This window comes from Kineococcus sp. NPDC059986 (genome assembly GCF_040702905.1).
Taxonomy (GTDB): Bacteria; Actinomycetota; Actinomycetes; order Actinomycetales; family Kineococcaceae; genus Kineococcus.
Window position 1 is genome coordinate 56,198 of record NZ_JBFBND010000025.1, and the last position, 12,830, is coordinate 69,027.

At 73.6% G+C, this 12,830-nt stretch carries 14 protein-coding genes and 1 pseudogene; 7 read left to right on the top strand and 8 right to left on the bottom strand.

The window, feature by feature from the left end:
• The first annotated feature begins 2 nt into the window (after positions 1 to 2).
• The 4 genes from AB0637_RS17645 to AB0637_RS17660 are packed head-to-tail and all read left to right on the top strand — an operon-like array spanning position 3 to position 2,326.
• Complete coding sequence (locus tag AB0637_RS17645; RefSeq protein ID WP_366173881.1) at positions 3 to 638, top strand: class II aldolase/adducin family protein; 636 nt, start codon at positions 3 to 5, stop codon at positions 636 to 638.
• 46 nt (positions 639 to 684) lie between these two features.
• A complete protein-coding gene (locus AB0637_RS17650; RefSeq protein ID WP_366173882.1) occupies positions 685 to 1,380 on the top strand; it encodes an AzlC family ABC transporter permease in 696 nt (231 codons plus the stop codon).
• On the top strand, positions 1,377 to 1,688 hold the full coding sequence (locus tag AB0637_RS17655; protein ID WP_366173883.1) for an AzlD domain-containing protein: 312 nt from the start codon (positions 1,377 to 1,379) through the stop codon (positions 1,686 to 1,688). The genes AB0637_RS17650 and AB0637_RS17655 overlap by 4 nt, the downstream gene beginning before the upstream one ends.
• Positions 1,685 to 2,326 (top strand): class I SAM-dependent methyltransferase, encoded by a 642-nt coding sequence (locus AB0637_RS17660; RefSeq protein ID WP_366173885.1) that lies wholly within the window; start codon positions 1,685 to 1,687, stop codon positions 2,324 to 2,326. Before AB0637_RS17655 ends, AB0637_RS17660 begins: the two co-directional genes overlap by 4 nt.
• Here the strand turns inward: AB0637_RS17660 and AB0637_RS17665 are convergent.
• The 5 genes from AB0637_RS17665 to AB0637_RS17685 form a co-directional block, all read right to left on the bottom strand.
• Positions 2,293 to 3,321, bottom strand: coding sequence for an alpha/beta hydrolase (locus AB0637_RS17665; protein WP_366173886.1), 1,029 nt, complete (start codon positions 3,319 to 3,321; stop codon positions 2,293 to 2,295). The genes AB0637_RS17660 and AB0637_RS17665 overlap by 34 nt on opposite strands.
• 64 nt (positions 3,322 to 3,385) lie before the next feature.
• The gene (locus tag AB0637_RS17670) at positions 3,386 to 4,756 is read right to left on the bottom strand and encodes a solute carrier family 23 protein (protein WP_366173887.1); all 1,371 of its coding nucleotides are present in this window, start codon (positions 4,754 to 4,756) and stop codon (positions 3,386 to 3,388) included.
• 108 nt (positions 4,757 to 4,864) lie between these two features.
• Complete coding sequence (locus AB0637_RS17675; RefSeq protein WP_366173888.1) at positions 4,865 to 6,349, bottom strand: NAD(P)/FAD-dependent oxidoreductase; 1,485 nt, start codon at positions 6,347 to 6,349, stop codon at positions 4,865 to 4,867.
• Entirely contained in the window at positions 6,346 to 6,852 is a 507-nt protein-coding gene (locus tag AB0637_RS17680; protein ID WP_366173889.1) for an ureidoglycolate lyase, read from the bottom strand. Before AB0637_RS17680 ends, AB0637_RS17675 begins: the two co-directional genes overlap by 4 nt.
• A gap of 121 nt (positions 6,853 to 6,973) precedes the next feature.
• Positions 6,974 to 7,714, bottom strand: coding sequence for a GntR family transcriptional regulator (locus tag AB0637_RS17685; RefSeq protein WP_366173890.1), 741 nt, complete (start codon positions 7,712 to 7,714; stop codon positions 6,974 to 6,976).
• 161 nt (positions 7,715 to 7,875) lie between these two features.
• Here AB0637_RS17685 and AB0637_RS17690 point away from each other — a divergent pair, with 161 nt between their 5' ends.
• Positions 7,876 to 9,216, top strand: a complete 1,341-nt coding sequence (locus AB0637_RS17690; protein ID WP_366173891.1) for a hypothetical protein — start codon at positions 7,876 to 7,878, stop codon at positions 9,214 to 9,216.
• An 80-nt stretch (positions 9,217 to 9,296) separates the two neighbouring features.
• On the opposite strand, the gene AB0637_RS17695 is transcribed toward AB0637_RS17690, so the two are convergent.
• Positions 9,297 to 9,719, bottom strand: coding sequence for a RidA family protein (locus AB0637_RS17695; protein ID WP_366173892.1), 423 nt, complete (start codon positions 9,717 to 9,719; stop codon positions 9,297 to 9,299).
• 167 nt (positions 9,720 to 9,886) lie between these two features.
• On the opposite strand from AB0637_RS17695, the gene AB0637_RS17700 reads away from it, so the two are divergent.
• The gene (locus AB0637_RS17700) at positions 9,887 to 10,108 is read left to right on the top strand and encodes a hypothetical protein (protein ID WP_366173893.1); all 222 of its coding nucleotides are present in this window, start codon (positions 9,887 to 9,889) and stop codon (positions 10,106 to 10,108) included.
• 124 nt (positions 10,109 to 10,232) lie between these two features.
• Here the strand turns inward: AB0637_RS17700 and AB0637_RS17705 are convergent, their stop codons facing one another.
• Positions 10,233 to 11,048 carry a helix-turn-helix transcriptional regulator gene (locus AB0637_RS17705; protein WP_366173894.1) on the bottom strand — a complete coding sequence of 272 codons (816 nt, stop codon included), beginning with the start codon at positions 11,046 to 11,048 and terminating at the stop codon, positions 10,233 to 10,235.
• Positions 11,049 to 11,308: 260 nt separating this feature from the next.
• Here AB0637_RS17705 and AB0637_RS17710 point away from each other — a divergent pair.
• Positions 11,309 to 12,356: pseudogene (locus tag AB0637_RS17710) on the top strand (SDR family oxidoreductase).
• A 157-nt stretch (positions 12,357 to 12,513) separates the two neighbouring features.
• On the opposite strand, the gene AB0637_RS17715 reads toward AB0637_RS17710, so the two are convergent.
• On the bottom strand, positions 12,514 to 12,726 hold the full coding sequence (locus tag AB0637_RS17715; RefSeq protein ID WP_366173896.1) for an integrase core domain-containing protein: 213 nt from the start codon (positions 12,724 to 12,726) through the stop codon (positions 12,514 to 12,516).
• Between the last annotated feature and the right edge of the window lie 104 nt (positions 12,727 to 12,830).

Below are 12,830 nucleotides of genomic sequence, written 5' to 3' on the forward strand. Positions count from 1 at the left end.
CCGTGGAGCACCCCAGCACCGTCGACGGCCTGCGCCGGCAACTCAGCGAGGTCGGGCGCCTCGCCGTCGAGCGGGGCTTCGTCCTGGCCAGTGGCGGGAACCTCTCCGCGCGGCTGCCCGGCAGTGACGAGTTCGTCGTCACGGGAGCCGGCACGTGGCTGGACCGGCTCACCGACGACGACTTCTCCGTCGTGTCCCTGGCCGGGGACGTCGTGGGCGGGGCGGAGAAGCCCTCGAGCGAGTGGAAGCTGCACCAGCGCACCTACCAGGTCCGTCCCGACGTCAACGCCGTCATCCACCTCCACCCGCAGCACGCCGTCCTCCTCGACGCGCTCGGCCACCGCATCCGGCTGATCTCCCTCGACCACGCCTACTACGTCCGTTCGGTGGGGACCGTCCCCTACGCCCCCAACGGGTCCGACGAACTGGCCGACACGACGGCCGAGCAGGCCCGGGTCCACCCGTGCGTCGTGCAGTCCCACCACGGGTGTTCCGCGCACGCCGAGGACATCGGGATGGCGTTCCGGCGGATCATGAACCTCGAGGAGGCGGCGACCGCGACCTACCGGGCGCTGGCGCTCGGCGACACCGCGGCGACGTTCCCGCCCGAGAGCTACGCCGCGCTGCACCACGCCTGAGCGGGTCGGCCGCGGAACCCGTGCGCGCGGCTGAGATGCTGGGCCGGTGACCGACCCCCGGAGCGACGCGCGGTCCGCCGTCGTCCGGCAGGGGTTGTCCGTCGCCGTGGCGACCGGGCTCTACGGGGTGAGCTTCGGGGCCCTCAGCGTCACGAGCGGGTTGTCCGTCTGGCAGACCTGCGTCCTCTCGCTCCTGCTGTTCAGCGGCGGGTCGCAGTTCGCGCTCATCGGGGTGCTCGGCGGAGGCGGGACGGCCGGGGCGGCCGTCGCGGCGTCCTCGTTGCTGGGGGTCCGCAACGCCCTCTACGGGTTGCAGCTGGTGCCCGTCATGCGGCCCCGGGGGTGGCGGCGGGCGGCCGTCGCGCAGCTGACGATCGACGAGTCCACGGCCGTCGCCGTGGCCCAGACCGAACCCCCGCTGCGACGCCTGGGTTTCTGGGTCACCGGTCTCGGCGTGTACGTGGGCTGGAACCTCATGACGCTCGTCGGGGCGCTGGCCGGGAACTCCCTCGGCGACCCCCAGCGGTTCGGCCTCGACGCGGCGGCGTCGGCCGCGTTCGTCGGTTTGCTGTGGCCGCGCCTGAAGGGCCGCGAACCCGTCGCGATCGCCGTCGTCGGCGCCCTCGTCACGACCGTCCTCGTACCCGTCATCCCGCAGGGGTTGCCCGTCATCGCCGCCGCGGCGGTCGGGTCGCTCGTGGCGTGGTGCTGGCCGCAACGCCGCGGGGGTGCGCCGGCGTGACGTTCTGGTTCGCCGTCCTCGCGGCCTCGGCCGTCGCGTTCGCGACGAAGTTCGCCGGGTACGTCGTCCCCCCGGCCGCGCTGGAGGCGCCGCGCGTCCGGCGGTTGACGGGGATGCTGCCGGTGGCGCTGCTGGCCTCCCTCGTGGTGCTGCAGACCTTCTCCTCCGGTCAGGTCCTCGTGCTCGACGCCCGGGCCGCCGGGCTGGCCGTGGCGGTCGTCGCGCTGGTGTGCCGGGCACCGTTCATCGTCGTCGTCGTGCTGGCGGCGGCAACCGCGGCGGGACTGCGAGCACTGGGGTGGGGATGAACGAGGACCAGGGGATCTCGACGTACTACGACGAGTTCGCGCCGCACTACGTCCCGGGCTGGCGGTCGGTGCAGTACTACGGCCCGCTCGTCGCGGACTTCCTGCTGCGCGCCGTCACCCCGGAGTGCCGTGTGCTCGACGTCGGCTGCGGGCCGGGGCAGTTGACGAGCCAGCTCGCCGAGGACGTCGAGGTGCTCGGCTGCGACGTGTCCCCGCAGATGCTGGCGAGCGCCCGGGGGGCCCGTCCCTCCGGGCGGTACGAGCTCCACGACCTGCACGATCCGGTGCCGCGGGACTGGGGCCGCTTCGACGTCGTGCTGGCCGTGGGGTGCCTGGAGTTCTGCCGGGACCTCGGCGCCACCCTCACGCACCTGGCCGCCGCGTGCGCCCCCGGGGCGCGCGTGCTCGTGGGGGCCGTGGAGGACCGGACGCTCGGCCCGGGCGCGACGACACGGGCGTTCTCGCAGGAGGGTCTGCCCGGGGTCGCGATGCACGCCTACGACGCGACGGCGCAGCTCGCCGCCGTCACCGCGTCCGGGCTGGCGCCGTACGGCTACCGGTACGTGCCCGGGTGGCGGCACGAGGAGTACGGGTACGTCGTGCACTACGGGTTGTGGGAACTGCGCCGCGACCGCTGACCCTCCGGGGTACCGACGGCCCGGACGGCGGTCGCCGCGACCTCCAACGACTCCGCGACGCACGGCATGGCGGGGAAGGTCAGGTAGAGGTGCGGGACGCCGGGCTGCAGGTGCACCGTCGCCGTGCCGCCTGCCGCCCGCACCGCGTCGGCGTAGGCGAGGGCCTCGTCGCGCAGGGGGTCGGCCCCCGCGACCACCACGAGCGTGGGGGGCAGCCGGTGCAGGTCCGGTGCCCGCAGCGGGCTGCAGGAGGGGTCGGGCCGCCGGTCGGGGTCGGGCTGGTAGAGGTCCCAGTACCAGCGCATCTCCCGCGTGGTCAGCAACAGGCCCTCGCCGTTGTCGGCGTAGGACCCGCGGTCGAGGTCGCAGTCCAGGACCGGGCAGAGCAGCACCTGGGCGTGGACGACGGGTCCGGCGCCGCCCGCCGTCGACACCGCCGCCCGCTGCGTGAGGACGGCGGCGAGGTTGCCGCCCGCGCTGTGCCCGGCGAGCACGAGCCGCGCCGCCGGGTGCTCACCGGCGACCCAGTCCAGGGTGGCGCTCCCGTCCTCCAGCGCCGCCGGGTACGGGTGCTCGGGAGCCAGGCGGTAGTCGACGCTGAGGACCCGCGCCCGCGAGAGCCGGGCCAGGGAACGGGCCATCGCGTCGTTCATCTCGAGGTCGCCGATCACCCAGCCGCCGCCGTGGAAGAACACCACGACCACGTCGGTGGGGTCGGCCGGCTCGTACCAGCGAGCGGGGACCGACCGCCCGGGGGCGGGGACGGCGACGTCCGCCGTGGAGACGTCCGCGTCGTCGGGGAGCCGCTGCTTGCGCGTCCGACGCCGGACCTCGCTCACCCCGGCCGCGGGAGCGGGGACCCAGTCCCGGCGCTCCCCCAGCCACCGCGCCACGTGGGCGGCGGCGTCCGGGTCGGTCAGTCGGGGATCGGTCGGTGGGGGATCGGTCGGTGGGGGGTCGGTCGTCGGGGGGTCGGTCGGTGGGGTTCTGGTCATGGTCGGTCCTCGTGGTCGGGAACCCGACGACAGGGCGACGGCCTCGGGCCGTCGCCCCGCGCGGTCAGCGGACGGCGCCCACGGGGGCCAGGGACACCGACTCGTCGTCGGGACGCTCGGGAGCGGCCGTCGCGACGTCGGGGTCGGTCCCGCGCCAGCGCGCCAGGCCCCGCATCAGGTGGTAGGCCAGGATCGCCCCGAAGGAGCCGACGCCGATCGCGCCGAGGGAGAAGCTCCCGAGGGTCAGGGTGAAACCGCCGATCCCCAGGACGAGGCCCACCCCGGCGGTGAGCAGGTTGGTCGGCGAGGAGTAGTTGACGCGGTTCTGCACCCAGATGCGCGCCCCCATCACGCCGATCATCCCGTAGAGGACGACCCCCGCTCCCCCCAGCACACCGGACGGGATCGAGGCCGCCAGCGCACCGAACTTGGGGCTGAGGGAGAGCAGGATCGCGCAGACGGCGGCGACCCAGTACGCGAGCGTGCTGTAGACGCGGCTGGCCGCCATCACGCCGATGTTCTCGGCGTAGGTCGTGGTGGCGGTGCCGCCTCCGGCCCCGGCCAGGGTCGTGGCCAGTCCGTCGGCCAGCAGCGCGCGCCCCATGTAGCGGTCGAGGTTCTTCCCGGTCATCGCCGCCACGGTCTTGACGTGACCGACGTTCTCGGCGACGAGCACCAGCACGACGGGGAGGAAGAGGCCGAGCGAACCCGTGGTGAAGGTCGGGGTGTGGAACGTGGGCAGGCCGACCCAGGCCGCCGAGGACACGGCGGAGAAGTCGACCGCGCCACGGGCCGCGGCGACCACGTACCCGACGGCGACGCCGAGCACGATGGACAGCCGGCCGAGCAACCCCCGGAACAGGACGGCGACCACCAGGACCGCCACCACGGTGACCGTGGCCTCGACGGGTCCGGCGTCGAACTCGGACTTGGCCACCGTCGCGAGGTTCAGGCCGATGAGCGCGACGATCGTGCCGGTCACCACCGGCGGCATGACCACCCCGATCCACTGCGCACCGACGAGGTGGACCACGAGACCCACGAGGGCCAGGGCCAGGCCGGTGACGACCAGGCCGCCGAGGGCGAGTCCGAGCGCCTCGGGGCTCAGACCGTTCTCCCCCTTGCCCAGCGGGGCGATCGCGGCCACGGGGGCGATGAAGGCGAAACTGCTCCCCAGGTAGCTCGGCACCCGGTTCGCCGTCAGCAGCAGGAAGACCATCGTGCCCAGACCCGAGAACAGCAGTGCGGTCGAGGGCGGGAAACCCATGATGACCGGCACGATGAAGACCCCGCCGAACATCGCGATGACGTGCTGGAAGCCGATGCCGAGGGTGACCGGGAACGACAGCCGTTCGTCGGTGGCGACGACGGTCCCCGGGGTCACGGTGGTTCCCGTTCCGTGCGTCTTCCAGGTGAACAGTTCTCGCAGACTCATGGTGGTGTCCTTCGGGTGGGGTGACGGGAGGAGGTGGTGCCCGGCGAGAGGAACGTCAGAACTGGACCGGTGGTCGGCGGGAACGCGGTGGGCGCCGCCACCCGCGGGTCACCCGCCCGAGAGCACCCCCACGGGGGTCCGCTGCCCGGGACGGGGGCCCACGAGGACGCCGGCGGGGGTGTCGTAGGCCAGGAAGTCGGCGAGGAGTTCGGCCGAGCGGTGGGCGAAGAGGGCGCGCCCGATGCCGGCGGTCAGGCGTTCCACGCCACCGCTCAGTCCGGAGACCTGGTGGCTGAGGACGCCCAGGCTCATCCTCGCGCCGTGGTTGAACACGTGGAGACGACCGAGCCGTTCGTCGTCGCGACGGTCCCGGCCGGTGAGGCCGAAGCTGTCCGTCAGGTAGGGGTAGTCCTGCAGCGACGTCGGCCCGGTGCGGGCGAGGAGTTCCGGGTCGATCCGGTCCGACCAGCGCGCGGCGGCGTCGGCGACCTCGCGGAGTTCCGGGCGAGCGGCGAGGTCGACGTCCACGCCGGTGGCCGCGATGACGAAGTCGAAGGACCGTCGGCCCGCCGGCGTCCGGACGACGACCTGCGTTCCGTCCCAGCCGACCTCGTGCCACGGCGAGCCGCGGTGGAAGGAGAAGCCGGGCAGGGCGTGGGCCCGCCAGACGGCGTTCTGGGTGGCCGGCTGGTCCACCGTCGACAGGTGCGCGTTGAACAGCCACTTCTGCTCGTCCGTGAAGCTCGCGTAGTGCTCGACGAGACCGGCGAACTCCATCCACCGGTAGGGGCTGACGGTCGGCATCTCGGCTCGGCGCATGTGGACCTCGACGCTGCGGGCCCCGGCCTCCAGCGCCGTCGCCGCGTTGTCGAACGCCCCGGTGCCGCCACCGAGGACGCCGATGCGCGCTCCGGCGAGTGCGGCGAAGTCGATCGGGTCGTGGGAGTGGGCCCACCGGTTCGCGGGCAGGGCCCGGACGACGTCGGGGACGCGCCGTCCCCCGGATCCCTCCAGACCGGTGGCCAGGACGACGTGCCGGGCCCGCACCGTCTCCGCCCCGCGGGGCGTCTGCAGGGCGACCTGGAACGGTTCTCCGTCGTGCCCGCCGCTCACGCGCTGCACCGAGGTGGAGAAGGCCACGTCCAGCCGCAGGGCGGTGCGGTAGAACTCGAGGAACGCGAACCACGCGCGGGTCGGGAAGTGCTCCAGCTCGGCCCAGGCGGAGGTTCCGTGCACCGCCTCGAACCACTGCCGCGGGTGCGAGGCGGGCACGTTCCAGCAGGGCCAGCGGAGGTCCTTCGGGGTCCGCAGCGTCCGCATGCGCGCGTAGGTCGACCAGGACCCGGTCGCTCCCGCGGCACCCGCGTCGACGACGAGGACTCCGTCGACACCGCTGCGGCGCAGACCCTGGGCGAGGGTCAACCCGGCCTGGCCGGCACCGACGACGAGCACGGGGTGCACACCGTCGGTGGTGTGCACCCAGGGGCGGGAGACCCCGGCGTCCTGGCGCAGCTGGCGGTCGACGTCGGCCTGCAGTTCCCGCAGCCGGGCGTCGGCACCGGGGAGGCGGGGCGGGTCCGCGGTCGCGTTCACCGGACGTCGAGGACCACGTCGACGCCGAGTTCCTCGTCCAGGCGGTAGGTGTGGTGGTCGACGACGTTGGTGTCGGACAGTTCCAGGTTCACGAAGTCGATGCGCTGCTCGTGGAAGTACGGCCCCGAGTGCCACGTGCCCTTGTGCAGCGTGACGGCGACGTCCCCCGTGATGCAGAAGGCGCGGACGTCCTCGAGGCGGGGGGTTCCGGATTCGTCGAGGTCACCGGCCGGGGCGACGGCGAGGAACCACTCCCGGCCACCGGTGGCCATGAGGGTCTGCGTCGTCTCCAGGTGCCGGGTGATGCGGGTGAACCGCGGGGGTTTGTCCTCGAGGGTCATGAGGTAGAAGCGCGGGGTGCCCGCCGAGAGGTCGAGCGCGGCCTCCTCGCCCGTGAAGGGGGTTCCGTCGGCGAGGGGCCGCAGGACCACGCCGAACGGCGCGAAGGCTTCCGGGGTCAGCTCCTCGACCGGTAGCCGAACGGTGCTCGTGGAAACTGTCACGACGTCTCTCCTCCTGCGCGAACGTGCCTCGACAGGAGGAAGCTAACTTGTCCAACAAGCTGGGAACCGGTTGGCGACCGGGGTTAACAGACGTTTAACACCCCCGTCACACGGGGGCCCGTCATCCCCGGCGGACCCGCCGCACGAGAGCGCTGCGCAACCGACCGACGGGCGCGAGCTGCACCTCGCGCGACCAGTAGGCGACGTCGTCCAGCGGTCCGAAACCGCAGTAGGTCAGTTGCAACCCCGCCTGCGGTGCGCCCACCTCGAACCGCTCCGCGAGGTCACCGGTGATCAGCACCGGGTCGAACCACACGCTCTCCCACGCGACGGCGACCCCGTTCAGGTGTTCGGCGAGGTCGAAGACGGGGTCCTGCGGGTCGACGTCCGCGACGCGGTCGGCGTCCCGCACGGGGATCAGGTCCTCGGCGTGCACGTACGGCACCCCGTCTGCCCGCCACAGCTTGGCCGTGCGGAAGGCCGGACTGCCGGCGGGCAGGTCGTCGAAGCGGTCCTCGTCGTCGTCCACCTGGACCGAGCCGGCCGAGAGGATCTCGACGGACGGCGTGTGACCCGCCGCCGCGATCGCCTGCGCGTGGTCGACCTGCTGGTCGACCCGTCGGCCGAGGCCCTTCAACCGGTGGTTCAGGACCGTGCGCGCCCCCTGCGACCGGTGCACGTACCCGCGCTCCTCGAGCCGGATCATGGCCTCGCGGACGGAGTTCCGGCTCGCCCCGACCGCCGCGGCCACCGCGGGTTCGGAGGGCAGCGGCGCAGGAGCAGCCCCGTCGGTCGCCGCGCTCCGGTCCCACATCGCCAGGATCTGGTCGAGCAGACGCTCGCTGTCGGGTCCGGGCGTCATGGTGCGTCCTCCACGGTGGGCCTCGAGGCCAGGCGACAGCCCCGGGCCATCCTCCCACCCCGGGCGGTCGTCGCGTGCGGACAGCCTGCGGTGCAGTGCCTCAGCGGGTGCCGACCCCGATGGACCGCCCACGGACCGCGACCGTCGGGCACCCTGGAGGCGTGAGGGCGCCACAGCTCAGGCCAGGTCCCGCGCGACGGTCCGTCCTCGTCGCGGGGCTGTCCGCTGGGGCCCTGGCGACCGCCGCCTGCACCGGCGAGGACCGCCGGCCCGCGGCGTCCGCTGGATCGCCCTCGCCCGACACGCGCGGGTGGACGCAGCTCCCCGCCCCGCCGCTGCAGGCGCCGGTGCTGCGGGCCGGGTCGGCGTGCGTGTGGACCGGACGTCAGGTCCTGCTCTGGGGCGGTTCGACACCACGCAAGGACGGGTGCGCCATCTCGACCACTGCCGACGGCGCCGCCTGGACCCCCGGTCCCCGGGGTGATGGGTCCTGGACCACGATGGCCGCCGCACCGGTGGAGGCCCGCAGCTTCGCCCAGTTCTGGTGGACCGGGTCCGGGGCGGTCCTCGTGGGCGGGCAGGACCTGTGGGCCGCGTGCGAGTCGCGACCTGCCGGGCGCCTGGACGTCGCGCTGTTCACACCCGACGACGGCGCGGGCTCCTGGCAGCGGCTGCCGGACCTGCCCTGGCCGGCGGGGACGACCGTGGCCGCCAGCACCTGGGCGGCCGGTCGGGTGCTGGCCTGGGCGCCGGCGGTCGGCGCGTGGAGCCTGGGGCTGGGCGAGCCCGCGTGGACGCCCCTGCCCGCCCCACCGCTGGACGTGCCGGGAACGGCCGTCGCGGACGTGCACGGGTGCTGGACCGGGTCGCGGTGGCTGGTCCTGGGGCGGGTCTGGCCGGATCCGCGGAGCACCGCACCGGCCGTCGACGTGGGTCTGGCCTACGACCCCCTCCGGACGACCTGGGACGAACTCGACCCCGGGCCCCTCACCGGCACCCACGCCGGCGCCGTCTGGTCCGGGACCCGGCTGTTCGGGTTCGACCCGGCGGAGGGTCTCAGCAGCCTCGACCCGGGGACCGGACGGTGGACGGCCACCGCGCCGGGTCCCCTGGACGACCTCGGCGCCTACTCCCCCGACGGCGGGCCCGTCGTGGCGTGGACGGGGACGTCGGTCCTGGTGTGGGGCGGGGCCCGCGGGGGCCGGGACACCGGGATGTGCATCGACGGGAACGGACCCGACGACCCGGCCTTCGCCTACGGCGGGGAGTGCAACCCCGCCCCCGGTCTGCTGGGCGCGGCCTACGACGCCGCCAACGACACCTGGCGTCCGATCGCGGACGGACCGTGGCAACGGCGGGCCGCGAGCGCCGCCGTCTGGACCGGCGACAGCCTGTTCCTCGCCGGGGGTGTGGACCTGGAGGAGCAGCGCACGGGGCGGCCGCCTCCCTTCCCCGACCACCCCGAGGCCGCCGCGGCCCTCTTCACCCCGGGACGGGCCTGAGCCTCGCCACCCGTCGGACCGGTCACCGCACTGCGCACCGCGGATGACCGGGAGGTCGAGAGCTGCCGAGACGTCTGCGGCTAGGGCGTGGCAGCGGGCCCGGCGACGACGGCGACGGCTTCCACCTCCACCAGCTGGTCCGGCCACCCCAGGACGCTGACGCCGAGGAGGGTGCTGGGGGCGTCGTGGTGGCCGAAGGTGCTGTGGACGACGTCCCAGACGGCGTTGAGGTCGTCCCGGCGGCTCGTGGCGACGTACACGGTGGTCTTGACGACGTCGGTCAGCTCCGCGCCTGCCTCGCGCAAGGTGACGACCAGGTTGGCCATGACCTGTCGTGCCTGGCCGACGTGGTCGCCGACGGCGACGGTCCGCCCGTCGGCATCCAGCGGGCAGGCTCCGGCGGTGTAGACGGTCCGCTCGGCACCGGTGGTGGCGGCGTAGGCGTACGGGGCCTGGTCGATGAGTGCGGCGGGGCGGATGAAGGTGATGGCGTCGTTGGTCACGACCGCATCGTGGATCGAGGTCGGGCGGTCAGCACCCGGTGTGAGCGCGCACCGGCGCTGGCACTCTGGTGACCGTGGTGCCTCCTGGTGAGTCGGCCCTGGCCGCAGCGCTCCGGGCGGCTGACGCCGGTAGCTCCACTGGTGGCGGCTGGCCTCACCACCTGTCCGTGGAGCAGCAGGACGCCTGGACGGTGCTGATCGAGGTCGAGGCGTCGCTGGTCGGCCTGGCGCAGACACGGCTGGCCGCAGGAGTGGTCGACCACGCCGAGGTGGGTGAGGCCCTGCGTCGTCTCAGCGAGCCGGTGCTGCAGCACTGGCCGGCTGTGGAGGTCGACCGGTGGAGACGGGTGGCGCAGCTGCTGTCGGCGGGCGGAGCGGGGCGACCGTGACGTCGGAGGAGTGCGGGGTTCGCCGCGACGGCGCCCACCCGGTGGAGGGGCGGCAGCTCTCAGCGCTCGAGGTCGGCGGCCAGCAGGGTGAGGGCAGCGTGATCGGCTGATCCCGGCGCGGCGGTCAGGGTGAGCATCCGGTGCCCGGACCCGTCGGCGACGGTGAGGACGGTGAAGTCCAGGTCACCCGCCCGACGGTGGGGTGGTGCAAGTGCTTGACGCCGGCGGTGCAGTTGTGGACGTGGTGCTGGGACCAGGTGCGGGCGAAGTCGGGGCTGGCGATGGTGAGCCGCCCGACCAGTTCCGCCACGCTCCGGTCCTCGGGGTGGAGCCCCGCGACCAACCGCAGGGAGGCGACGGCGCGGCGGGCCTCCCCGGCCCAGTCCCGGTACAGCTCCCGGGTGTGGGGGTCGCAGAACAGCATCTGCAGCACGTTGGGCCGGTCCGCGGGGCGGTCAGGGGCGGTGAGGTCCAGGTGCCCGGCGAGCAGGGCGTGCCCGAGGGCGTTCCAGGCCAGGACGTCGTTGCGGAGGTCGAGGACGAGCACCGCCGCACCTCGGATGGCGTGCGCGAGTTGGCGGGTGCCGGCGCGGGCGTGCTCGACGCGCGCGGCCCGGCGCCGGGGACGGGGAGCGGGGTGGGCGAGGTGGTGCAGGTGCGCGCGTTCGTCGGGAGTCAGGCGCAGCGCGGTGGCGAGGGCGTCTTGCACCTGTTCGGAGGCGTTGGTGCTCAGGCCCTGCTCGAGGCGGGCGTAGTAGGTGGGGCTGACCCCCGCCAGTTGCGCGAGTTCCTCGCGGCGCAGCCCGGGGACGCGGCGGGGGCCGTACGAGGTCAGGCCCACGTCGGCGGGTGAGAGCCGGGCTCGCAGCGCTCGCAGGAAGGCACCCAGATCGAGGCTGGGGCCGGCGGTGGGTTCTGCAGAGGACCGGGACGCGGGCACGGGACGAGTGTGGCTGGCTCTCGGGGTGTGGCGCCTGTCCCTGTCAGTGCTCGGCTGCGCCAGGACTGCTCCGCCAGGGTGTGGCCCGCCACGGACCGACCGCCACAGGCTGCGGGGGCCGCGATCCCGGAGGACCTCCGGCCGGCGACGCCTGACCCGACCCGCACAAGGAGAGCCCCACCGTGACTGTCCCCACCTCCCACTCCACCTCGGCCCCCGCCACGAGCGTCGCTCCTGCCGCGTCGACGCGGCGCACCGCTCTGGTCGTCGGCGCGCACGGCGTCATCGGCGCGGAACTGGTCCGGCACCTGCGCGCACGCGACGACTTCGACGTCATCGGGCTGTCGCGGCGCGGCGGGGTCGACGAGCCGGGGTTGCGCCACCTGGCGGTGGACCTGCTCGATGCCGGTGCCACCCGGGTGGCGCTGGCGGGGGTGCCGGAGGTCACCCACGTCTTCTACGCCGCCTTCCAGGACCGCCCCACCTGGGCGGGGCTGGTGGCGCCGAACCTGACGATGCTGCGCAACGTCGTCACCGCCACCGACGAGGTCACCGATGAGGCGGGTGCTCCCGGGTTGGCGCACGTCAGCCTGATGCAGGGCTACAAGGTGTACGGCGCACCTGGGCCCCTTCCAGACCCCGGCCCGTGAGGACGACCCCGGTCACCTGCTCCCGGAGTTCAACCTCGCCCAGCAGGACTTCCTCCTCGCCGCGCAGGCGGGGAGGTCCTGGACGTGGTCGGCGATGCGGCCCTCGGTGGTGTGCGGGACGGCGCTGGGAAACCCGATGAACCTGGTCCTGGTCCTGGCGGTGTACGCGGCGGTGTGCAAGGAGCTGGGGGTGCCGTTCCGCTTCCCCGGCAAGCCCGGCGCCTACGACACCCTCATGGAGGTCACCGACGCGGGTCTGCTGGCGCGGGCGACGGTGTGGGCGGCCACCGACCCCGGGGCGGCGAACCAGGCGTTCAACATCGCCAACGGGGACCTGTTCCGGTGGAACCGGATGTGGCCGACGTTGGCGGAGGTTCTCGGTGTGCCGGTCGCGGCACCGCTGCCGATGTCGCTGAGCGACGTGATGGCCGACAAGGAGGAGGTGTGGGAACGGATCAAGGAGCGGCACGGGCTGGCTGACGTGCCGTTCTCAGCCGTCTCGTCCTGGCCCTTCGGTGACGGGGTCTTCTCCTGGGACTACGACTTCCTCGCTGACGGCTCCAAGGCCCGCCGGTTCGGGTTCGCAGAGCACGTCGAGACCGAGCAGATGTTCCGCGACCTCGTCCAGCAGCTGCGGACCGAGAAGGTCATCCCCTGACCGCCCGGGAGGCGTGGACGGCTGATCCGGTCGGCTGGGGCTTGGACGGACGAGCGCACTCGTTCCGAGATGACCGTGACGTCGCCAGCGCCCACGACGGCGGTTCGCGCCGTGTCTCTGTCAAGGCCCGGGTCTCGTAGAGGGTGTGAAGCAACGCTCAGGCCGCGGTGATCCCCTCGAGTTTGCTGTCGACGTGAGCGAAGCCGGTCTGGAATTCGACCGGTGGCATCATGCCGAGCTCGCCGTGCAGGCGGCGGGTGTTGTACCAGTCGATCCAGTCGGCGACGGCCCGCTCGACGTCGTCCAGACCCCGCCAGGGGCCGTCGCGACCGGGTAGGTGCGGGTTGCGGATGCACTCGGCCTTGAACAACGAATTGAGTGAGCCTTTGTCAGTAGCGGTTCTCCATCTGGCTGAGGACGAGGGCCGTGGCGATGATCGCGGTGATGCGCCACGGGCAGAGGCTGACGTGGCGT

Bases quoted from the DNA above. Each gene is read 5' to 3' on its own strand.
- AB0637_RS17665 (WP_366173886.1), bottom strand. From the start codon at position 3,321: ATGACCAGAACCCCACCGACCGACCCCCCGACGACCGACCCCCCACCG.
- AB0637_RS17685 (WP_366173890.1), bottom strand. From the start codon at position 7,714: ATGACGCCCGGACCCGACAGCGAGCGTCTGCTCGACCAGATCCTGGCG.
- AB0637_RS17670 (WP_366173887.1), bottom strand. From the start codon at position 4,756: ATGAGTCTGCGAGAACTGTTCACCTGGAAGACGCACGGAACGGGAACC.
- AB0637_RS17660 (WP_366173885.1), top strand. From the start codon at position 1,685: ATGAACGAGGACCAGGGGATCTCGACGTACTACGACGAGTTCGCGCCG.